The sequence below is a fragment of the Pseudonocardia sp. NPDC049154 genome (assembly GCF_040648315.1).
GTDB lineage: Bacteria > Actinomycetota > Actinomycetes > Mycobacteriales > Pseudonocardiaceae > Pseudonocardia.
The window spans coordinates 139,812-161,058 of sequence record NZ_JBEZDN010000001.1 but is presented as its reverse complement, the minus strand read 5'-3'; the positions used below and the strand labels follow the sequence as shown (position 1 = coordinate 161,058).

General features: G+C 71.9%; 22 protein-coding genes. 15 read left to right on the top strand and 7 right to left on the bottom strand.

Annotated elements, in window-relative coordinates; all coding sequences use genetic code 11:
• Window positions 1–35 precede the first annotated feature (35 nt).
• Entirely contained in the window at window positions 36–1,103 is a 1,068-nt protein-coding gene (locus AB0B41_RS00790) for a hypothetical protein (RefSeq protein WP_358197402.1), read from the bottom strand.
• Between the two features lie 437 nt (window positions 1,104–1,540).
• Between AB0B41_RS00790 and AB0B41_RS00785 the strand changes: the two genes are divergently transcribed.
• The 8 genes from AB0B41_RS00785 to AB0B41_RS00750 all read left to right on the top strand — a co-directional run bounded on the left by AB0B41_RS00785 (window position 1,541) and on the right by AB0B41_RS00750 (window position 9,646).
• Complete coding sequence (locus AB0B41_RS00785; RefSeq protein ID WP_358197399.1) at window positions 1,541–2,695, top strand: LLM class flavin-dependent oxidoreductase; 1,155 nt, start codon at window positions 1,541–1,543, stop codon at window positions 2,693–2,695.
• 39 nt (window positions 2,696–2,734) lie between these two features.
• Window positions 2,735–3,586, top strand: a complete 852-nt coding sequence (locus AB0B41_RS00780; RefSeq protein WP_358197397.1) for a mycofactocin-coupled SDR family oxidoreductase — start codon at window positions 2,735–2,737, stop codon at window positions 3,584–3,586.
• Between the two features lie 120 nt (window positions 3,587–3,706).
• Window positions 3,707–4,882 carry an acetyl-CoA C-acyltransferase gene (locus AB0B41_RS00775; protein WP_358197395.1) on the top strand — a complete coding sequence of 392 codons (1,176 nt, stop codon included), beginning with the start codon at window positions 3,707–3,709 and terminating at the stop codon, window positions 4,880–4,882.
• Window positions 4,882–5,625 (top strand): SDR family NAD(P)-dependent oxidoreductase, encoded by a 744-nt coding sequence (locus AB0B41_RS00770; RefSeq protein WP_358197393.1) that lies wholly within the window; start codon window positions 4,882–4,884, stop codon window positions 5,623–5,625. The genes AB0B41_RS00775 and AB0B41_RS00770 overlap by 1 nt, the downstream gene beginning before the upstream one ends.
• Entirely contained in the window at window positions 5,622–6,746 is a 1,125-nt protein-coding gene (locus tag AB0B41_RS00765) for a hypothetical protein (RefSeq protein WP_358197391.1), read from the top strand. Before AB0B41_RS00770 ends, AB0B41_RS00765 begins: the two co-directional genes overlap by 4 nt.
• Window positions 6,746–7,927, top strand: a complete 1,182-nt coding sequence (locus tag AB0B41_RS00760; RefSeq protein WP_358197389.1) for a thiolase family protein — start codon at window positions 6,746–6,748, stop codon at window positions 7,925–7,927. Before AB0B41_RS00765 ends, AB0B41_RS00760 begins: the two co-directional genes overlap by 1 nt.
• Complete coding sequence (locus AB0B41_RS00755; protein WP_358197386.1) at window positions 7,924–8,382, top strand: Zn-ribbon domain-containing OB-fold protein; 459 nt, start codon at window positions 7,924–7,926, stop codon at window positions 8,380–8,382. The genes AB0B41_RS00760 and AB0B41_RS00755 overlap by 4 nt, the downstream gene beginning before the upstream one ends.
• A 133-nt stretch (window positions 8,383–8,515) precedes the next feature.
• Window positions 8,516–9,646 carry a hypothetical protein gene (locus tag AB0B41_RS00750; RefSeq protein WP_358197384.1) on the top strand — a complete coding sequence of 377 codons (1,131 nt, stop codon included), beginning with the start codon at window positions 8,516–8,518 and terminating at the stop codon, window positions 9,644–9,646.
• Between the two features lie 44 nt (window positions 9,647–9,690).
• Here the strand turns inward: AB0B41_RS00750 and AB0B41_RS00745 are convergent, their stop codons facing one another.
• From AB0B41_RS00745 to AB0B41_RS00725, 5 genes are all read right to left on the bottom strand, one after another.
• Window positions 9,691–10,449 carry an SDR family oxidoreductase gene (locus AB0B41_RS00745; protein ID WP_358197382.1) on the bottom strand — a complete coding sequence of 253 codons (759 nt, stop codon included), beginning with the start codon at window positions 10,447–10,449 and terminating at the stop codon, window positions 9,691–9,693.
• A gap of 92 nt (window positions 10,450–10,541) precedes the next feature.
• Window positions 10,542–11,435, bottom strand: coding sequence for an alpha/beta hydrolase (locus tag AB0B41_RS00740; protein WP_358197380.1), 894 nt, complete (start codon window positions 11,433–11,435; stop codon window positions 10,542–10,544).
• A 43-nt stretch (window positions 11,436–11,478) separates the two neighbouring features.
• A complete protein-coding gene (locus AB0B41_RS00735) occupies window positions 11,479–12,546 on the bottom strand; it encodes an LLM class flavin-dependent oxidoreductase (protein ID WP_233303342.1) in 1,068 nt (355 codons plus the stop codon).
• A gap of 238 nt (window positions 12,547–12,784) precedes the next feature.
• A complete protein-coding gene (locus AB0B41_RS00730) occupies window positions 12,785–13,525 on the bottom strand; it encodes an SDR family oxidoreductase (RefSeq protein ID WP_358197379.1) in 741 nt (246 codons plus the stop codon).
• Between the two features lie 203 nt (window positions 13,526–13,728).
• Window positions 13,729–14,568 (bottom strand): mycofactocin-coupled SDR family oxidoreductase, encoded by an 840-nt coding sequence (locus tag AB0B41_RS00725; RefSeq protein ID WP_358197377.1) that lies wholly within the window; start codon window positions 14,566–14,568, stop codon window positions 13,729–13,731.
• 229 nt (window positions 14,569–14,797) lie between these two features.
• Between AB0B41_RS00725 and AB0B41_RS00720 the strand changes: the two genes are divergently transcribed.
• The 7 genes from AB0B41_RS00720 to AB0B41_RS00690 are packed head-to-tail and all read left to right on the top strand — an operon-like array spanning window position 14,798 to window position 19,625.
• Entirely contained in the window at window positions 14,798–16,003 is a 1,206-nt protein-coding gene (locus AB0B41_RS00720; RefSeq protein ID WP_358197376.1) for an acyl-CoA dehydrogenase family protein, read from the top strand.
• Window positions 16,000–17,103, top strand: coding sequence for an acyl-CoA dehydrogenase family protein (locus AB0B41_RS00715; protein WP_358197375.1), 1,104 nt, complete (start codon window positions 16,000–16,002; stop codon window positions 17,101–17,103). Before AB0B41_RS00720 ends, AB0B41_RS00715 begins: the two co-directional genes overlap by 4 nt.
• Window positions 17,100–17,855 carry an SDR family oxidoreductase gene (locus tag AB0B41_RS00710; RefSeq protein WP_358197373.1) on the top strand — a complete coding sequence of 252 codons (756 nt, stop codon included), beginning with the start codon at window positions 17,100–17,102 and terminating at the stop codon, window positions 17,853–17,855. Before AB0B41_RS00715 ends, AB0B41_RS00710 begins: the two co-directional genes overlap by 4 nt.
• 30 nt (window positions 17,856–17,885) lie before the next feature.
• Entirely contained in the window at window positions 17,886–18,335 is a 450-nt protein-coding gene (locus AB0B41_RS00705) for a limonene-1,2-epoxide hydrolase family protein (RefSeq protein ID WP_358197372.1), read from the top strand.
• Window positions 18,332–18,769 (top strand): limonene-1,2-epoxide hydrolase family protein, encoded by a 438-nt coding sequence (locus AB0B41_RS00700; RefSeq protein WP_358197371.1) that lies wholly within the window; start codon window positions 18,332–18,334, stop codon window positions 18,767–18,769. The genes AB0B41_RS00705 and AB0B41_RS00700 overlap by 4 nt, the downstream gene beginning before the upstream one ends.
• Window positions 18,742–19,203 (top strand): hypothetical protein, encoded by a 462-nt coding sequence (locus AB0B41_RS00695; RefSeq protein WP_358197370.1) that lies wholly within the window; start codon window positions 18,742–18,744, stop codon window positions 19,201–19,203. Before AB0B41_RS00700 ends, AB0B41_RS00695 begins: the two co-directional genes overlap by 28 nt.
• Window positions 19,203–19,625, top strand: coding sequence for a MaoC/PaaZ C-terminal domain-containing protein (locus AB0B41_RS00690; RefSeq protein ID WP_358197369.1), 423 nt, complete (start codon window positions 19,203–19,205; stop codon window positions 19,623–19,625). The genes AB0B41_RS00695 and AB0B41_RS00690 overlap by 1 nt, the downstream gene beginning before the upstream one ends.
• A 74-nt stretch (window positions 19,626–19,699) precedes the next feature.
• Here the strand turns inward: AB0B41_RS00690 and AB0B41_RS00685 are convergent, their stop codons facing one another.
• On the bottom strand, window positions 19,700–21,220 hold the full coding sequence (locus AB0B41_RS00685) for a class I adenylate-forming enzyme family protein (protein WP_358197368.1): 1,521 nt from the start codon (window positions 21,218–21,220) through the stop codon (window positions 19,700–19,702).
• Between the last annotated feature and the right edge of the window lie 27 nt (window positions 21,221–21,247).

The following is a 21,247-nucleotide window of genomic DNA, read 5'->3' as shown; positions in this document are numbered from 1 at the left end:
GCGAGCGGCCGGCATTCTCGGCACGACGTGGGTGATCAGGGCTCGAGCTCGCCCACCCGCGAACCGCCGACCTCGGTGAACCACAGCGAGCCGCCCGGCTTGCAAGGCGCGAACTGCGACTCGGTGCTCGGCTCCTTCTCGCAGGCGATGTCGCCCGGCGCGCTGACCAGTGACGGGATCGGGACCTCGGTGATCTCCTTGGTGTCCGGGTCCACGCGGGCGACGCGGCCGCCGGTGATCTGGGTGTAGTACATGGCGCCGTCGGCGCCCTCGGCGATCGTGAACGGCCCGGCCAGGGGGCTGGGTGTCGGGATCTCCGTCATCTGCTCGGTCTTCGGGTCGAACCAGCCGACGTTGTTGCCCGCGATCTGGGCGAACCAGACCGTGCCGTCGCTGTTCGGGCCCGGGTCGATGTCGAGGACCTGTGACGCCGGCGTCGGGTAGGGGAACGTGTCGATCTCGTGGGTGTTCACGTCGATCCGGCCGAGCTTGTTGGCGCCCTGCTCGGAGAAGTAGACGTAGGTGTCGTCGACGATGGCCAGGTCCATGGGGACGGCGGCCAGGTCGGGCAGCGGGTACTGCTCGAACTCGTGGGTCTCCGGGTCGAAGCGGCTGATCTTGTTGCCGACGGTCTCGGTGAACCAGATCCCGCCGTCGGGGCCGATCTTCAGGTCGGCCGGGTAGGCGCGCAGGCCTGGGATCCGCCAGAGCTCGATCTGCTTGGTCTGCATGTCGAGCCTGCCGATGCTGTCGCAGCCCACGGCGGAGAACCACACGGCGTCACCCGGGCCGCCGTTGACGGCGTAGGGCACGCACGCCGGCGTGGGCACCGGGTAGCGGGTGATCTCCTTGGTGTCCGGGTCGATCCGGCCGATGTGGTTGCCGGTCAGCTCGGTCCAGTACATCGCGCCGTCCGGACCCGGCTTCATGTCGGCGGGGGAGGAGGCGGGCGGGAGGGCGTACTCGTGCACCGTGCCCTCCCCGGGTGCCGGGGTGGGGAGCGCGGTCGCGACGCCGGCGAAGATCGCCGGCAGGGCGACGACCACGGCTGCCGCCGCGACGACCGCGCGGATCGAGCGCGGTCGGAGGTTCCAACGGGTCATGTCCGTCCTTCGGTCTCGGGGGACCGCGGGGGCGCTGCCCCGGCCGCCGACGCGGGGGAGCCCGGACGGTGGAGGCCGTCGAGGGACACGTCGTCGGGTCGGGGCGACGCCACCCCGGGGAGTGGTGCCCGAGCGGCGAGCGGGGAGCGAGCCGCCGGGTGTCGTCGACCTTCTCTGTTCCGGTTCGTCGAGCACCGGACTAAGCCAAATGGGTTAAGCTGGCGTTATCGGAAGGATGACGGCTCCACCATGCCCATGGTTGTCGCATTTCGGGACACCCCGTGCCCGTGGGAGACAGGGCGGTGCCTCCGCGTGAGTCTGTAGCGGATTGCGACACCGTGCGACGTGATCACTTCCCTAGCTTCGGCACCGGACACGCGGAGGTGGCGCCATCCGGCAGGTCGGCCTCCGCCCGACCCGTTCCGGAGGCAGGCTTCATGACCGACCAGACCCCCCTCGAGTTCGGCGCCTTTCTGGCGCCCTGGCACCGGGTGGACACCGACGCCAACATCGCCATCCACCAGGACCTCGAGACCGCGGTCGCGATGGACCGGCTCGGCTACTCCGAGTTCTGGATCGGCGAGCACCACTCCGGTGGCGTCGAGATCGTCGCCGACCCGCTGCTGTTCATCGCAGCCGCCGCCGAGCGGACCCAGCGCATCAAGCTCGGCTCCGGTGTGCTGTCGCTGCCCTACCACAACCCGTTCCTACTCGCGGACCGCATCGTGCTACTGGACCACCTCACCCGCGGCCGGTTCCTGTTCGGTGCCGGACCGGGTCAGCTGGTGGACGACTCGCGCTCGATCGGCATCGACTCGCTCGAGAACCGCCGCAAGATGGAGCAGTCCTTCGACGTCATCCACCGGCTGCTGGCCGGTGAGACCGTGACCGAGAAGACCGACTGGTACGACCTCGACGCGGCCTACCTGCAGGTCCCGCCGTACTCGGACATCCACACGGCGGTCACCGCCACCGTCTCGCCGACCGGGCCCAAGCTGGCCGGCCGCTACGGCGCCGGGCTGCTCTCTCTCGCCGCGACCAGCCCCGAGGGCTCGGCCGCGCTCAAGGCGCACTGGGGGATCGTCGAGGAGCTCGCCGCCGAGAACGGCAAGACCGTCGACCGCCGCAACTGGCGGCTGACCTGCCCCATGCACATCGCCGAGACCGAGGCCAAGGCCCGCGAGAACGTTCGGCACGGCCTGCTCTACCTCATGAACTACCTCGCGCACGTCAGCCCGGGCCTGGCCCAGCTCGACGACGTGGACGTGCTCATCGACGGCATGAACAGCACCGGCTTCGGCGTCATCGGCACCCCGGACATGGCCGTCGAGCAGATCAAGCGGATGCAGGAGGCCTCGGGCGGCTTCGGCAAGCTGCTCGTCCTACACGGCGAGTGGGCGAACCACCCGAACAGCATCCGCAGCCTCGAGCTGATCGCCGAGAACGTCATGCCCGTGTTCAACGGCTCGCTCGAGCGGCGCCAGCGCGGCTACGACCAGACCGTGAACAGCGACGGTGCCGGCGCCAAGGCGACCAGCGCGGGCCAGGCCGAGGCCCAGGCCCGGTTCGAGGCCGAGCGCGCCGCCCGCTGACCTCCATCCCCACCTGACGGCGACGACGGGAGACCATCGATGGGAAGACTCGACGGCAAGGTCGCACTGATCACCGGTGCCGCGCGCGGCCAGGGGCGCTCCCACGCCCTGGCCATGGCGCGCGAGGGCGCGGAGATCGTGGCCCTCGACATCTGCGAACAGATCGACAGCGTGCAGTACGGCCTGGCGACCGAGGACGACCTCAAGGAGACCGTGTCGCAGGTCGAGGCTCTCGACCGGCGCGTCCTGGCGCGCAAGGTCGACGCACGCGACCAGGCCGGTCTCGACGCGGCGGTCGCCGAGGCGCTGTCCGAGTTCGGGCACATCGACGTCGTGGCGATCAACCACGGCATCTGGACCCGCGGCCCCCTCTGGGACCTGCCGGAGCAGTCCTGGCAGGACACGATCGACATGAACCTGACGGCGGTCTGGAAGACGCTCAAGGCGGTGGCGCCGCACCTGCGCGAGCGCCGCGGCGGGTCGGTCATCATCACCTCGTCGGTGAACGGTGTCGAGGGCCAGGCCGGGTCGGCGCACTACACGGCGGCCAAGCACGGCGCGCTCGGGCTGATGAAGGCCGCGGCGATGGAGTTCGCGCCGTACCGGGTGCGGGTCAACGCGATCATGCCGGGGTTCGTCGACACCAGCATGACGAACTGGCAGGGCGCGTGGGACATGACCAGCGGCCACGAGGGCGGCACGCGCGAGGAGCACGAGGTGGCCGCGCGGCACTGGCACGTGTTCGGCGGACTCATGCAGCCGTCGGACATCAGCGGTGCGGTGGTCTTCCTCGCGAGCGACGAGTCCTCCCGCATCACCGGCATCGAGATGCCGGTGGACAGCGGGCACCTCGTGCTCTCCACGTTCAACCCGGCGCCCCCGCCGGACTGAGCCCGTGGCGCGTGTAGCGCCTTGCGACAACCCATCGCGGCCCGGATTCCCTAGCGTCTGAAGACGATCGGGGAGCCGGGCCGCGCGTCGTCTCCCCCCTGTGAACCGATTGGGAGCTCCATGACTTCAGCAGTGATCGTCGACCTGGTGCGGACGGCGTCCGGCAAGGGCAAGCCGGGCGGTGCGCTGTCGAGCGTGCACCCCGTGACCCTCCTCGCGGACACCCTGTCGGCGCTGCTCGAGCGCACCGGCATCGACCCCGCGAGCGTCGACGACGTCATCGCCGGCTGCGTGTCGCAGGCCGGTGACCAGACCCTGAACATCGCCCGCAACGCCGTCCTCGCGGCCGGGATCCCCGAGTCCGTGCCGGGCACCACGGTGGACCGCCAGTGCGGCTCGAGCCAGCAGGCGGTGCACTTCGCCGCGCAGGGCGTGCTCGCCGGCGCCTACGACATCGTGATCGCCTGCGGCGTCGAGTCGATGAGCCGGGTCCCGATGGGCTACAGCAGCGTCGACCAGCACCCCACCGCGCCGCTCAAGGCCCGCTACCCCGAGGGCCTGGTCGGCCAGGGCGTGTCGGCCGAGCTGATCGCGGCGAAGTGGAAGCTGGACCGCGACACCCTCGACGAGTACTCGGCCCGCTCGCACGCGCGCGCCGCCGCGTTCGCCGCCGAGGGCGCCTTCGCGGGCGAGATCGTGCCGATCACCGTCGACGGGCAGGTGCACGACGTCGACCAGACGATCCGCGCCTCGACGACCGCCGAGGGGCTCGCCGGCCTCAAGCCCTCGTTCGCCGACGAGGAGCTGGGCAAGCGCTTCCCGGAGATCAACTGGAGCATCACGCCGGGCAACTCCTCGCCGCTGACGGACGCCGCGAGCGCCACGCTGATCATGAGCGAGGAGAAGGCGAACGCGCTGGGCCTGCGCCCACGCGCCCGCTTCCACGAGTTCGCGGTGACCGGCAGCGACCCGCTGTTCATGCTGACCGGTGTCATCCCGGCGACCCAGAAGGTCCTCGCCCGCGCCGGGTTGAGCATCGACGACATCGACGCCTACGAGGTCAACGAGGCGTTCGCGCCCGTCCCGCTGGCGTGGCAGCACGACCTGGCCGCGGACCCGGAGAAGCTCAACCCGCGCGGTGGCGCGATCGCCCTGGGGCACGCGCTGGGCGCCTCCGGTGTCCGGCTGCTGTCGACCATGGTGAACCACCTGGAGGCCACCGGCGGCCGGTACGGCCTGCAGACCATGTGCGAGGGCGGCGGCATGGCCAACGCGACGATCATCGAGCGCCTCTGATGGCGGGCACCCTGACCCCCGACTTCACCGGCACGTCGGTGCTGGTCACCGGCGGGGCCCAAGGCATCGGGTACGAGATCGTCAAGTACTTCCTGGACGCGGGGGCGAAGGTCTCCGCGGTCGACCGGGACGCCGAGGCGCTCAAGACCGCGTGGGACGGGCAGGAGAACGTCCGCCAGGTCGCGGTCGACGTGTCCGACTCGGCGGCGGTCGCCGAGGCCGTCGACGGCATCGTCGAGTGGGCCGGGAGCATCGACGTCGCGGTGAACAACGCCGGCATCACCCGCGACACCGTGGTCTGGAAGATGACCGACGAGCAGTGGAAGATCGTGCTGGACGTCCACCTGGGCGGTACCTTCGCCGTCACCCGCGCGGTCGTGCCGCACATGCGCAAGGCGGGCTCGGGCCGGATCGTCAACGTCACCAGCTTCACCGGCATGCACGGCAACGTCGGCCAGGCGAACTATGCGGCGGCCAAGGGCGGGATCATCGCCTTCACCAAGACCGTCGCCAAGGAGGTGGCGCGCTTCGGCATCACCGTGAACGCCATCTCGCCCAACGCCTCCACGGCGATGGTCGCGGCCATCCCGGCGGACCGGCTCGCGGAGATGACGGCCACGGTGCCGCTGGGCCGCTTCGCCGACCCGGCGGAGATGGCGCCCGCGGTCGGCTTCCTGGCCTCGGAGCAGGCCGCCTACGTGACGGGGGTCGTGCTCCCCGTCGACGGGGGTGTGTCGATGTGAGCGGGCTCAACCCTTCAGCCGCGGCCCAGGACCCGATCCCTGTCCTCGGGCTGGCCGCCACCCCGCTCGTGCCCGAGTCCGACGCGGTCCTCGACGAGCTGGTGTTCGACGCCGTGTCCCGCGCGCTGCGCGAGGCCGGCGTCCGCAAGCAGGAGATCGGCCTGTCGGTCACGGCGTCGCTGGACATCTACGACGGCCGCAGCATCTCCTCCGGGCTGACCAACGCCGCCTCCGGCGGCTACCTCGCGCAGTCGTACCGCATCGAGGGCGACGCCGGGCAGGCCATCGTGCACGCGGCTCAGACGATCGCCGCGGGCGACGCGGACCTGACGCTGGCCGTCGGTGTCTACAACCCCGAGGTGTCCGCGCCGGATCGCCGCGCGTTCCTGCAGCAGATCTCCAACCACGGCTTCGAGCCGCACTTCGACCGCCCGGTGGGGCTGTCGGCGGAGACGGTGTTCGGGTTGCACGCCGGGTACGCCGTCGACTCCGGCGCGCTGACCGAGGAGCGGCTCGCCGAGCTCGCGGCGGCCGAGATCTCCCGCGGTGCGGGCAGGCTGCGTGCCGCCCGTACCGCGGTGACCAGTGCGGATGTCGCCGCCTCCGCGCCGGTCAACGGCGTCCTGCGCGAGCTCATGCTGCCCGCCGAGGCCACCGGCGCGATCGCCGTCGTGCTCGGCTCGCTCGGCCGGTCGCGGCGAGCGCTGCACCCGCGCGCGGTGATCACCGGGTGGGGGCAGGCGACCAGCGACACCACCGCGGGCGGCCAGTGGCTGACCGACCCTGCCGCGGCCGCGCGCCGCGCGGGCCAGGAGGCCTACCGCCGGGCCGGGCTCACCGAACCGGGTGAGCAGATCGGCGCCGCCGAACTGACGACCTCGACGCCGGCGCTGCTCGCGCCGACCGTCGACGCGCTGGGCCTCGCCAAGGGCGACACCGTGATCAATCCGTCGGGTGGGGTGGCGAGCTGTTTCCCCGGCGTCGCGAACGGGGCGCTGCGGCTGTTCGAGGCCGTGGAGTGGCTCGAGGAGAACGGTGGGCAGGCGGTGTCGCACTCGACGGACCTGCTGACCGGTCCGGTCGCGGAGACCGCGACCGTGCTCGTGGTGGAGGGAGTCTGATGGCCGGGCTGAAACGGGGCAGGGCCGTGATCGCGGGTGTCGGGATCACCCCGGCGAGCTCGCCGCGCAAGCAGACGTCGTCGTCGCTGGAGCTGATCCAGGAGGCCGTCTGGGGTGCCCTGCAGCACTCCGGCGCCACCCCTGACTCGCTCGACGGCATCGTGATCGGCAACATCGACGGCTTCGAGGGCACCGTCCTCGGGGCCAAGCACCTGGTCCGGCGGCTGGGCCTGGGCCCGGACCTGCCGGTGTCCATCCTCAACACCGGCGGGACGACGGGCGGCAACCTCGTGCAGGTCGCGGCCCGCCAGGTGCGGGCGGGGGACCGGCGCCGCGTGCTGGTCATCGGCGGCCCCACGTTCTTCGGCGCCGAGGACCTCCAGTCGGCGATCAACACCAACTCGCCGATGATCGTCGAGCAGCCGCTCGGCATGGGTGCCTACCACATGGGCGCGTTCTACCCGAGCGCCTACACCGAGCGCTTCGGCGCGACGGTGGAGGATTACGCCGTCTCCGCGGTGCAGGACCACGAGCACGCCTCCCGCAACCCGTACGCGCACCTGCGGAACACGATGACCGTCGAGGACGTCGTGTCGGCGAAGCCGCTGTCCTACCCGCTGACCATGGCGATGGTGTGCCCGGTGTCGACCTCGGCCAACGCGCTGCTGGTCTGCGCCGAGGGCACCACCGAGGACCTGCGGCCCACCCCGGTGCTGATCAAGGCCTTCGCCACGAGCAGCGACCCCTACCTGGGCGGCGGGAAGAACGACTTCGCGGCGATGGAGAACCTGGCCATCCTCGCGCAGAAGGTCTACCAGCTCGCGGACGTGCGCAGCCCGCGCGAGGAGATCGACGTCGTCGAGGTGTTCTCGCCGTACGCCCCGATGCAGCCGATGCAGCTCGAGGCGCTCGGGTTCGCGCCGCCCGGGGGCGGCATCGACCTGATCCGTTCCGGTGCGACCCGGATCGACGGGGACGTGCCGGTCAACCTCTCCGGCGGCCCGCTGTGCACGAACGCCGGCGTGGCGGGTGAGCTCGCCCCGATCGTCTACGTGGCGCTGCAGCTCATGGGCGACGCCCCGGAGGCCATGCAGGTCACCGGCCCCCGCCGCGGGCTCGCGCACGGTACCGGCGGCACCTTCTTCCAGTTCGAGAACCTGGCCATCCTGGAGCGCTTGTGAGCACCCCGATCACCACCCAGCGGGTCCACTGGGACCTGAACTACGACGTCCACCTGGGCGCGACCTGGGGCCGCTTCATGCAGGGCCTCACCGAGCAGAAGATCCTGGCGAACAGGTGCCCGGAGTGCTCGCGGGTGTTCGTGCCGCCGCAGGCCTACTGCGAGTCCTGCTTCGTCAAGACCGACGAGTGGCTCGAGCTGCCCCCCGAAGGTGTCGTCGAGGCGTTCACCGTGGCATGGCTGGGCTTCCGGGGTGGCCCGACGCCGCCCTACGCCATCGCGGGCATCCGCCTCGACGGCGCGTCCACGCTGCTCATGCACTACGTCGGCGGGCTGGACCTGGGCAACCCGACCACCGTCCGCGAGCAGATCGGCCCGGGCACCCGGGTCCGCGCGGTGTGGGCCGAGGAGCGCACCGGGCAGATCCTCGACATCGCGCACTTCGAGAAGATCTGACCGTCGCATAACGCGACAATCTCGCCACCCCGCCTGCTCGTTGAGCGAGTGCAGGGACGCCGGCCCACCGGAGCACCCGGTGGGCCGGCGTCGTGTAGGCGCCCGCGAAGGGCTCTCGACGAGGAGTGGACGGATGGCGTTGACGAGGCGGGCCCTGATCGGGCGCGCGGGTGTGTTCGGTGTGGGGCTGGCCGTGCTGGGCGGGACCGGGGTGGCGACCTCGGGCTTCTCCCGCGCGGCCGCCGAGGTCCTCCCGGCGGACCTGCTGACGGTGCCCAGCAAGTTCCCGTTGCCGGTCACGGCCCCGAAGGCCCTCGCGCAGCTCGGCCCGGCGGTGGCGGGACCGGGCCCGTCGGCCCGGATCGAGCTCTTCGCCGTGCCCACCCCGTCGTCCTTCCCGGCGGACATCGCCGTTGGGTCGGACGGAGGCCTCTGGTTCACCGAGATGGTGGGCGGGAAGATCGGCCGCATCGACCCGGACACCAAGGAGATCATCGAGGTCCCCGTCCGGGACCCGCTCTCCACACCCGCGGGGATCAAGTCCGGCCCCGACGGGCTGCTGTACATCACGATGACCGTCGGCAACCGGATCGGCGTCCTGGACCCCGCGACGCGGGTGATCGAGGAGTACGAGCTCCCGCATCCGGCGTCGGGCCCGCTGGACATCGTCCCCGGCCCGGACGGCGCCATGTGGAACACCCAGACCCTGGGCAACCGGATCGCCCGCTTCGACGTGACGAGCCGGACGTTCACCGAGTACCCGATCCCCACCCCGGCCTCCGCACCCGCCGACATCATCGCCGGGCCCGACGGCGGGCTCTGGTTCTGCGAGCTCGTCGGCAACAAGGTCGCTCGCTTCGACCCGGAGACCGAACGCTTCGAGGAGTACCCGGTGCCCACCCTCGCGGCGGCGCCGTTCTCGCCGAACGTCGGGCCCGACGGCAACATCTGGGTCACCTACACGGCGGGGAACAAGGTGGCGCGCATCGACGTCGTCACCCGCGAGATCACCGAGTTCGCGGTGCCCACCGTCCCGGCCGGGATGATCTGCGGGAACCCGGGCCCCGACGGCGCCTGCTACTTCGCCGAGACGGTCGGCAACAAGGTGGCGCGGCTCGACCCCGAGACGTTCGAGTTCACCGAGTACACCGTCCCGGTGCCGGGGATCGGGCCGGCGGACTTCCCGCCCACGCCCGCACCGGACGGCGCCCTGTGGTTCGTCGGCTACACGGGCAACGCCATCGGCAGGCTGACCCTCGCCTGACAGCGGGGCCGCCGGGGCGACCTCGCGGTCCCCCGGCGGCCCGCTCACCCGACGGTGTAGCCGCCGTCGGCGAGGTAGTGGGCGCCGGTGACGAAGGAGGCGGCGGGGGAGAGGAGGAAGGCGACCACGGCGGCGATCTCGTCCGCGGTGCCCAACCGGCCCACGGGGTGGAGTGCCCGGGTGCGGGCCCGCACCTCGGGGCTCTGGTGGCTGAGCAGCGGGGTGTCGACGAAACCGGGGCCGACCGCGTTGACCCGGATGCCGTCCGGGGCGTAGTCGAGCGCGGCGACCTTCGTGAGCCCCACGACCGCGTGCTTCGACGCGACGTAGGCCGCGGACCGGCCCGTCCCGACCGCGCCCATCACCGAGGCGATGTTCACGACGGCCCCGCCCCCGGCGCGCTGCAGCGCCGGGATCTCGGCCTGCAGGCTGTGGAACACGCCGTCGAGGTTGATGTCCAGGACGCGGCGCCACTGCGCCCGGTCCATGTCGGCGATGCGCCGCTTGTCCGGCACCCCGACGCCCGCGTTGTTCACCGCCAGGTCGACGTGTCCGAAGTGCCGCTCGGCGGTGTCGACCATCGCGGCCACCGAGGCCGGGTCGGTCACGTCGACCGGCACCGCGAGCGCCCCGTCCAGCTCCGTCGCCACCCGCTCCGCGGCCGCCGGGTCGATGTCGGCCACGCAGACCGATGCCCCCCGCCGGGTGAGCAGCCGGGCGCACGCGGCCCCGATCCCCGACGCGGCCCCGGTGACCACCGCCACCCGCCCCGCCAGGTCGCGACCCTCTGCGACCTCGTCCATGTCCGTCTCCTCTCGCCCACACCAAAGGCCCCCCAGGCTGCACGACCGGCCGGTGGCCGGTACGCGCAGACCTGGGGGGCGGACGTCCGGTCCTACGCCTCCGCGAATCGCTTGCGGAGGAACTCGCCGAACCGCTCGGTCGACGCCTGGGCCTCCGGGAGGAAGGAGAAGATCGGCCAGATGTGCACCAGGTCCTCACCGATCTCCAGTTCGACCTCCCCGCCCGCGGCCTTCACCTTCTCGACCAGGCGGATCGAGTCGTCGTGCAGGCCCTCGTCGGTGCCGACCAGGACTCGCAGCGGCGGCAGGCCGGACAGGTCGGCGTAGAGCGGCGAGGCCAGCGGCGTCGACTTGGGCTCGGCGCCGCCCAGGTAGGCCCCGCCCATCGCCCCGACCAGTGCCGCGGCGGGCAGCGGGTCGAGGTGGGCACGGGTCTGCAGCGACTCGCCCTCGCCCGCCAGGTCCACCAGCGGCGACAGCGTGACCGCCGCAGTGGGCGGCACCTCGCCGTCCTCGCGCAGCTTCACCAGCGCCGAGATCACCAGGCCGCCGCCCGCGGAGTCGCCGAGGAGGGCGACCCGCTTGGCGCCGTCCTGCGCGCGGGCGAAGCGGTACGCGGCCACGACGTCGTCGAGCGGCGCGGGGAAGGGGTTCTCGGGGGCCAGCCGGTAGTCCACGACCAGCGCGCGGGCGTCCGCGGCCTTCGAGACGCGGTAGCCGAACTCGCTGTAGCCCTTCGCGTTCCCCATGCACCAACCGCCGCCGTGGACCACCACGACGACCTGCTCGGGGGAGGTCCCCGGGGCGCTCACCCAGATTGCGGGCACCCCTCCGGCATCGACGTGCTCGACCTCGGCGTCGGCCGGGAGCTTGAAGTTGGCCAGCACCTCGTCGTAGAGGCGCCGGTAGTCGTCCATGGTGGCCTCGGGCTCGGACACCAGGTGCGTGAGCAGGTCGCGTGCGCGCTGCACCTCGGGACTCGCCATCACACACACTCCTCGGGAATCGATGGAATCGTCATTGATCCGGTCACATCTTCTGGAGGGTCGGCATGACCTCGCTGGTGAACAGCTCGTAGCTCGCGGCGGCCTTCTCGCCCTTCAGCCCGCCGAACTGGAACACCATGATGGGCTCGTAGTCGCCCACGATCGCCCGGCGCTCCTCGTGCTTCGCGAGCTGCTCGTCGGGGGTGCCCCAGATCTGCGCGTTGACATAGATGTCGACGACGGTGTCCAGCCCGTACTCGTCGATGGCCGCCTTCGCCGCTGCGTAGGAGGCGTACCCGCTGGTGCTCTCGAAGTGCCGACCGCCGAACTCGTAGTGCTCCACGCAGCACATGTAGTAGTTCGCGATGTGCTCGGCGGCGACCCGGCGGGCCTCGTCGCTGTCCTGGTGGCAGTAGGTCAGGTCGATCATCAGGGGCGGCGGGGCCTCCTCGCCGTGGGTCTCCTGGAACGCCTCGCGGTACTGCGTGATCATCGGCATGTGCATGGTGTCCATCGGTCCCTGGATGAACGCCATCATCTGGACGCCGAGCTTGCCCGCGGCCACCGCCGAGTCGGGGCTCATCGCCACGCAGGTGGTCCGACCCTTGAAGGTCCGCAGCGGCGCGGGGTGGATCGGGACCCGGGACTGCTTGTAGAACTTGCCGTCGTTCTCGACGTACCCGGCCTCGAGCCCGCGGATGATCATCTCCGCGGCCTCGTCGAACCGCTCGCGGGAGGTCCCCATGTCGAGCCCGAAGCCCTCGAACTCGCGGCGGGCGAGCCCGCGGCCCATGCCGAACAGGGCGCGGCCGTCGGACAGGTTGTCCAGCAGGGCGATCTTCTCGACCACGCGCAGCGGGTCGTTCCACGGCAGGATGACCGCAGTCGTGTGCATCTTGGCGTTGGTGGTCCGACCGGCGAGGTAGGACAGGAACTGGGTGTTGTCGGGACACATCGAGTAGCCCGGGTCGAAGTGGTGCTCGACGCACCCGATGCTCTCGTAACCGTCCTGGTCCGCCCGCAGCGACAGCGCGATCTGGTCCTTGTAGATGTCGTAGTCGCTGTCGGCGTTGTTGTAGTTCTGGATCAGGTTGGTCATGTGGACCTTCACGTGGCCTCCTCGGCACATGGGGTCGACCCGCTCTGCTGGAGTCGGAGGGGTGGTGGGGACGAGCCGCGAGCACGGTTCGGACGTGTCCGAGGCTCTCGTGCGGCTCCTCCGCCGACGCTGTGTGTCCTGCGTCTCGCCAAGGCTGACAGTGCGCCGAACGGAGACGTTGTCGCATTGCGCTACAGTCGGGCGCTCCGCCCGACCGGGTGACGGGACAGCGGACCGCCGCCGGCGCCGCTCAGGCGAGGCGTCCGCCGTCCACGACGAAGGTGGAGCCGGCCACGAACCCGGCCTCCGGCCCGAGCAGGAACAACACCGCCCCCGCGATCTCGTCGACGGTGGCGTAGCGGCCGCCGTCGAGGGCGGTGGGGACGGTGCGCGGGCCGGTGCGTCCGCCGTCGATGCTGCTCATCATCCGCCCGGCCACCGGGCCGGGGCAGATCGCGACGACCCGTACGCCGCGGGCGGCGACCTCGCGGGACGCGACCCTGGTCAGCCCGACCAGCGCGTGCTTGGAGGCCACGTAGGGGCCCACGGACGGGGCGCCGGACAGGCCGGCCGTCGACCCGGACTGGACGACCACGCCGCCCGGCCCGAGCAGGGGGAGGGCGTGCTTGAGCACCGCGGCGGCGCCGACCACGTTGACCTGCAGGACGTGAATCAGTGCGGCGAGGTCGAGCTCGTGCAGCGGGCCGATGGGCCCCTCGATGCCGGCGTTGTTGAACACCAGGTGCAGGCCCTCGCCGAACCGGGCTGCCGCGGCGACCGCGCGCTCGACGTCCGCCTCCACGGTCACGTCCGCGGGCTCCGCGTGGGCGGCCTCGCCCAGCTCGGCGGCCAGCGCCGTGACGGCGGCCGCGTCCCGGTCCACCAGGGTCACCCGGGCGCCCTCGGCGACGAGACCGCGGGCGACCGCCGACCCGATGTCGCCCGACGCCCCGGTCACCAGTGCGCTGCGGTCGCGGAAACGCTCGACCATCGTTCGAACCCCCTTGCTCGCGGCCGCCCACGCGGCCGGACTCCGTCGAGCCGCCGACGGTAGCCACCGGGGCACGGTCGGGGTGTCGCGCGACGGAACGGCCGCGGGCAGGGGGAGCGAGGGGAGCGGACGTCGCCGCTCGGAGTTCGCCGCGGCCGCGAGACAGGCGGGCTCCGGACCGGACCGGTCCGGAGCCCGACCCGCTACTTGACCAGCAGCCCTGCGTCGATCGGGAGCGGGACGCCGGTGATCAGCCGGGCGTCGTCGGAGGCCAGGAAGACCAGGGCCTTGCTGATGTCGATCGGCTCGGCCCACGGCTCGGGCAGGGCGTGCATCGCGGTCGAGACGGCCTTGAAGTCCTCGGCGGTGGGGTGCTCGAGGTCGGGGCGGAAGATCTTGTAGGTCGCGTCGTTCTGGACCATCGGCGTGTTCACCTGCGTGGGGTGGACGCTGTTGACCCGGATGGAATGAGGCGCGAGTTCGGCCGCGAGGACCCGCATCAGCCCGACTACGCCGTGCTTGGCCGACGTGTAGGCCGCGATGCCCTGGTAGCCGCGCAGTCCGGCCATTGAGCTCGTCAGGATGATCGACCCTCCCCGGCCGCCCTCGATCAGGTGCGGCACGGCGACCTTCGACGTCTTCCAGACGCCGGTCAGGTTGATCCCGAGCATCTGCTCCCAGGCGTCCTCGGTGATCTCATGGGCCGGGACCGCGTTGGCGGCGATGCCCGCGTTGGCCGCGACGATGTCGAGCCTGCCGAACTCGGCGACCCCGGAATCGAGGGCGGCCTTGAGGGCGGCGCCGTCCCGGACGTCGACCTCGGCGGTCACGACTCGGCGGTCCAGCTTCTCCACCAGCGCCGCCGTCTCGGCGAGCTCCTCCGCCGAACCGAGCGGGTAGCCGAGCCCCAGCTCGGGCAGATCGTGCGCCACATCGACCGCGATGATGTCGGCGCCCTCGCGGGCGAGCTCGATCGCGTGGCTCCGGCCCTGACCGCGGGCGGCGCCGGTGACGAAGGCGACCTTGCCGTCGAGACGACCCATAGTCCGTGCTCCGATCTCAAGGGGCGTCGGGGCCAGCGGCCCCGGCGAGTGCGGGCGCGACGCTAGTCAGATCTCGCGTACGCGGGTGTCGCAATCCGCTCCACTGCCCGGCCCTGCCCGGTTGTCGCGGTTTGCGACAACCCCTGACCGCCTCCTGTTCCTAGGGTCGGGCCACGTAGTCCAGGACGGGTCTGCTCATGGGCCCGTGCGCACCAGCAGAAGGGTGATCGTGACCAGTACCGCGACCGGCGGCCCGCTCACCGCGGAAGGGCTCGGCGCCAGGGTTCAGGCGTTCCTGGCCGACCACGACCCGGCGAGCACCGACCGCCTGAAGTTCCTCCGCGCCCGCTTCGACGCAGGCCTGGCCTGGGTGCACTACCCCGAGGGCCTCGGCGGGCTCGGGGCGGACCCGGGCCTGCAGCGGGGCGTGGACGCCGCCTTCGCCGCGGCCGGTGCCCCGGACAACCGTCCGCACACGAACATCATCGGGCTCGGCATGGCCGCGCCGACCATCCTGCGGTTCGGCACCGCCGAGCAGCAGCGCCGCTGGCTGCGTCCGTTGTGGACCGGCGAGGAGATCTGGTGCCAGCTCTTCAGTGAGCCCGGCGCCGGGTCGGACCTCGCGAACGTCGCCACCAGCGCCAAGCCGGACGGCGACGAGTGGGTGGTGAACGGGCAGAAGGTGTGGACGTCGCTGGCCCACGACGCGACCTGGGCCATCCTCGTCACCCGCACCGACCCCGCGCAGCCGAAGCACCGTGGCCTGACCTTCTTCGTGTGCGCGATGGACTCGCCCGGCGTCGACGTCCGGCCGCTGCGCCAGATCACCGGCGAGAGCGAGTTCAACGAGGTCTACCTCGACGACGTCCGGGTGCCGGACGCCCAGCGGCTCGGCGAGGCCGGACAGGGCTGGGCGGTCACCCAGAACACCCTGATGAACGAGCGCGTCGCGATCGGCGGCGGCACGATCCCGCGGGAGAGCGGCGCCATCGGCGAGCTCGTCAAGGTGTGGCGGGAGCGCCCCGAGCTGCGCACCCCGGGGCAGCACGACCAGGTGCTGCGGTTCTGGGTCGAGGCCGAGGCGGGCCGGTTGACCGCCGAGCGCCTCGGGCAGCAGCAGGCGGCGGGGATGCCGGGGCCGGAGGGGTCGGGCGCCAAGCTCACCCACGCCCGGCTGAACCAGCAGATCTCGAGCTTCGAGCTCGACCTGCTCGGCGACGAGGCCCTGCGCTACACCGACTACTCGGCGCGCCGCCCGGTGCTGGTGACCCACTCCGAGAGCCCCGCCAACTGGCGGTTCCTGCGCGCCAAGGGCAACTCAATCGAGGGCGGGACTTCCGAGATCATGCGCAACATCATCGCCGAGCGGGTGCTCGGCCTTCCGGCCGAGGCCCGGGCGGACAAGGACACACCGTGGAAGGACCTGCCCCGATGACCGCGACCCCGGTGACGGGTGACCTGCTCTACTCGGAGATCGAGAACGACCTGCGGGCCAGTGTCCGGTCGCTGCTGGAGAAGCAAGGCGCCTGGGACGCCGTCCTTGCCCGCACCGAGACCGACGAGACCGTGGACCGCGAGCTGTGGGCGCGGCTGGCCGAGATCGGGTGTGCGGCGCTGGCCGTGTCCGAGGAGCAGGGCGGTGCCGGAGCGAGCTGGCGGGAGGCCGCCGTCGTCGCCGAGGAGCTCGGGCGTGCCGTCGCGCCGGTGCCGTTCCTCGGCTCGGCAGGGCTCGCCGCGGCGCTGTTGGTCGCGGTGGGGGAGCAGGAGATCCTTCCGCAGCTCGCAGAGGGTGGACTCGTGGCCGCCCTCGCGGTCCCGTTCGGCACCGCGCCCGGCGCCCCGACCCCGGCCGTGGAGCTGCGCGGCGAGCTCCTGCACGGCACGGTGCGCGGGGTCGCGGACGCGGTCGCCGCCGACGTCCTGCTGGTCCCGGTCGGGAACGACCTCTACGCCGTCGGCGCCGAGGCCGACGGGCTGACCCGCACCCCGATCGTCTCGCTCGACATGACGCGGCAGCTGGTGGACCTCACCCTCGACAGCGTGCGAGGCCGACTCGTCGCCTCCGACGCGGAGGGCGCCGTGACCGACGCCCTGCGGATCGGCGCCGTCCTGCTGGCGTCCGAGCAGCTGGGGCTGGCCGAGCGCTGCCTCGAGACGACCGTCGAGTACCTCGCGATCCGGCGGCAGTTCGGCCGGATCCTCGGCTCCTACCAGGCGCTCAAGCACCGGCTGGCCGACCTGTGGGTGCTGATCACCCAGGCCCGCGCCGTCGCCCGCTACGCCGCGGAGTGCGCCGCCACCGGCTCGGCGGACCTGCCGGTCGCCGCGGCGCTGGCCCAGGCCCACTGTTCCGTCGTGGCCCAGCAGGCCGCCGAGGAGTGCATCCAGCTGCACGGCGGGATCGGCTTCACCTGGGAGCACCCCGCCCACCTCTACCTCAAGCGCGCGAAGAGCAGCGCGATCGCCCTCGGCACGCCCGAGCGGCACCGCGCGGCCCTGGCTGAGCTGGTCGACCTTCCCGGGGTGCCGGCATGACCGATCTGACCGGGCTCACCGCCGTCGTGACCGGCGGCAACAACGGGATCGGCCGCGCGATGGCGGTCGGCATGGCCAAGGCCGGCGCGAACATCGCCGTCTGGGCCCGCAACGCCGAACGCAGCGCCGACGCCGTCGAGGAGATCTCGACGCACGGGGTCAAGGCCATCGCGGTGAGCTGCGACGTCGCGGACGAGGACGCGGTGTCCGCGGCCATGACCCAGACCGTCGACGCCCTCGGCCCGCTCGGCTGCTTCGTGGCCAACGCCGGGATCGCCGACGCTGCACCGATCACCGAGATGAGCCTCAGCAGCTGGCACCGGGTGCTCCGGACCAACCTCGACGGGGGCTTCCTGTGCACCCGCGAGGCGGCTCGCCGCTTCGTGGCGCAGGGCACGGGCGGATCCATCGTGGTGCTGTCCTCGACGATCAGCCGCTACGGCGGAGCCGGGATGGCGTCCTATGCGGCCAGCAAGACCGGGCTGCTGGGACTCGGTCGCACGCTCGCGGTCGAGCTGGCGCGATATCAGGTGCGCTGCAACATCCTCATCCCCGGCTGGACGCGCACCGGGATGAACACCGACCTCCAGGAGGACGAGCGGTTCATGAGGGCGACGATCGGGCGCACCCCGGCCCGTCGCTGGGCGGACCCGGAGGAGTTCCACGAGGTGGCCGCCTTCCTCGCCGACCCGTCGCTGACCTTCCACACCGGCAACGAGGTCGTCGTCGACGGCGGCTACACCATCTTCTGATCGACCGGCCCTGCACCGAAGGAGAGCCCGATGAGCAGCTACCGCGACGCCCACCCGTGGGCGAACGAGAAGACCGAGGCCGCCGCGGCGGTCAACGACGACGAGCGACTCGTGCTCGCGTTCTTCGCCGACCTCTCCAGTGGCGACCCCGAGAAGCTCGCGCCGTACTTCGCCCCCGACGCGATGTACCAGAACATGCCGCTCCCGCCCGCCCACGGGGCGGAGGCCGTGCTCGCGACGCTGGGCGCGCTGTTCTCCGTGATGTCGATGGACAGCATCGAGACCCTCTACCTCGCGTCGCGCGACGGGTTCGTGTTCACCGAGCGGGTCGACTACCTGACGGCCCTGCCGACCGGCAAGTCGTTCGCCCTGCCCGTCACCGGAGTGACCCGGGTGGTCGACGGGAAGATCACGGCCTGGCGGGACTACTTCGACCTGCGGGAGTTCGAGGAAGCCGTCGATCTCCCGCTGCGGCAATGATGACACCGGCGGACCGGTCGGCCGGCGACACGGTGCGGGCCTTCCTCGCCGCCCTCGGCGAGGGCGAGCGGTCCGACCTGGCCGAGTACCTGGCAGAGGACGCTGAGTACCGCGGCACCGGCATCCAGCGCCCGACGATCGGCGCCGAACCGATTGCTCGCCTGCTGGGCATGCTGTACGCCGGGACCGGCACCACCGCCGAGGTGGTCACCGTCGAGGCGCGGGACGGCGTCGTCTTCAGCGAGCGCCGCGACCACCTGCGCTCCGGAGAGGCCCTGAGGATCCAGGCGGTCGCGACCGTCGCCGAGCGACGGATCACGTCGTGGGCGGACGTGGACCCCGACGACCCGGTCCGGCCGGGACGCCTGCTCGGCCGCCCGGCCGCGAACGACACGAGAGGACGAGGATGGCGACCGACCTCGGCACTGAACTGATCGGCCTGGACGACCTGCGCAAGGCCCTGGACGGCAAGACCCTGCCTGGGGACGAGCTCACCATCGAGGGATACCAGAGCGCCCTTGCCGACCACGCCCTGCTGGCACCGGCCGAGGACTCCGACCACGCGCACCCCTTCTGGCTGATCGTGCTGGCGTTGCGCGGCATGGGCATCACGGTGGACGAGCTGTGCGCACTCGCCGGTCAGCGCGAGCAGGACACCCTCCTGTTCGGCACCTGCGGGATCGAGCAGCACAGCCCGCCGCGCGTCGGCCACACCTTCCGGACCAGCGCGACCGTCGGTCCCGTGGCGCGCAAGGAGTCCCGTGGCGGCGGCTTCCTGGACTTCGTCACCGTGCGGGTCGAGATCCGGGACGCCGGCGAGCTCGTCGGTGTCGTGAACCAAGGTTTCATCTTCAAGCGAGGTGCCTGATGACGACAACCACCCTGCCCGCTGTCGGGGATGCCGTGCCGTCGCTGCGGGTCGACTCCGTCGAGGCGGACAAGATCCGCATCATGGCCCTCGTTCTGCAGGACCCGAACCCCATCCACTTCGACCTCGCCGCCGTGCGGGCCGCCGGGCTGGGCGACCGCGAGGTCAATCAGGGGGGCGTCACGATGGCCTTCGTGATGAACATGCTGGCGGCGTGGGCGGGCTCGCGCGCGGCCGTACGGGTGGTCGACTGCCGGTTCTCGGCCAATGTCTTCGCCGGGGACGCGGTGGACCTCGGCGGGACCGTGACCGCCGTCCGTGAGGTGGACGGCGAGCACCTGGTCGATTGCGAGGTGTGGGCCGACAGTGGCGACGGCGTTCGGGCCATCGCCGGCACCGCGACGGTCGCGTTCCCAGTCTGAGCAGCCGGTTCGCGAGGAACGACGAGAGGGGCCCCGCCGGTCGGCGGGGCCCCTCTCGCGTGTGTGAGTGACCTTCAGACCGCGAAGCGCGCCTTCAGCGCGGGCTTGTCGACCTTGTTGGTCCCGGTGCGCGGGATGGCCCCGACGATCTCGATTCGGCGGGGCCGCTGGAGGCCGCGCAGGTCCGGCACCGACTCGCAGTACGCGGCGATGTCCGCCGCGGTGACGCCGGGCTGTGACGGCACGACGATGGCCGTGACCTGCTCGGAGAAGCGCTCGTGCGGTGTGCCGATGACGGTCACCTCGGCGATGAGCGGGCAGGCCTGGAGGTGCCCCTCGACCATTTGCGGGTAGATGTTCTCCCCACCGCTGATGATCATGTCGTCCGCGCGCTCGACGTAGTACAGGTAGCCGTCCGGGGCCTCGCGGACGAGGTCGGTGGTGCGGAACCAGCCGTCGTGGAACTTCTGCGCGTTGACCTCGGGCAGCTGCCAGTAGCCCGGCGTCACGGCGTCGCCGCGGACCCAGAGCTCGCCCACCTCGTCGGCTCCGAAGGGGAGGGGCGTGGTGGACCCCGCCGGCACGATCTGCCAGCGCACGATCTGCTCGAGGGGCTTGCCCAGCGAGCCGTAGCGGCGCTCCTCGTGGATCGGCTCGGTGATGGCGAGACCGCTCTGCTCGGTCTGGCCGTAGATGTTCACCGGCACGACGCCCGTCAGCGCGGTGAACTGCTTGAGGCGGGCCTCGGGCATCGCCGAGCCGCCGACCATGCAGACCCGGACGGAGTCGAGGTCCCGGCCCTCGTCACCGAGCAGGTTGACGATGTCGATCATCATGGCCGGCACGATCGCGAGGACCGTCGGACGCAGGGTGATGACGTCGTCGAGGTACTCCACGGCCTTCCACCGGCGCAGCGTGACCGTGCCCCCGGCCAGCAGCAGCGGCAGCGAGATGAGCTGGAGGCCGCCGACGTGGAAGAGCGGGGTGCAGACCAGCGCGTGGTCCTCCGGTCCGATGTCCCAGGCGTCGAGCACGCCCTCGCACTCCGCGGCCGTGTTCCGGTGGGTCTGCCGGACGCCCTTGGGGGTGCCCGTCGAGCCGCTGGTGTACATCAGCAGCGCGTCGTCCCCGTCGAGTCGCGGGACGGTCCGCTGCGCCGGGTCGGCGGTGATCGCCTCGGTGAAGCTGTGCTCCGCCCCCTCGGTGGGGGTCAGCGCGATCACGTGGTCGGCCAGCTCGGTGCCGGCCAGCGACTCGCGCAGCCGGGCGACGTCGGTGCCCAGGGCGAGCACCCAGCGCGCGCCCGAGTCGACCGCGGCGTGGCGCAGCGCGGCCGGGGCGAACATGTAGTTGAAGGGGACGGCGACCCCGCCCGCCTTCCAGATGCCGAGCAGGGCGGGGAGCCACTCGGGCTCGTTGTGCAGGAAGAGCCCGACGCGTTCGCCGGGCGCCAGGCCCTGGGCCTGCAGGAAGCCCGCGAATCGTGCGGCGGTGTCGAGCAGGTCGCCGTAGGTCCGGGTCACGTCGCCGCAGCGCAGCGCGACCTGGTCGGCGCGACGACGTGCCACGCGTTCGATCGAGGTGAGGACGTTCATCGTCGAGGCCTCCGGTCGGGTGGGCTG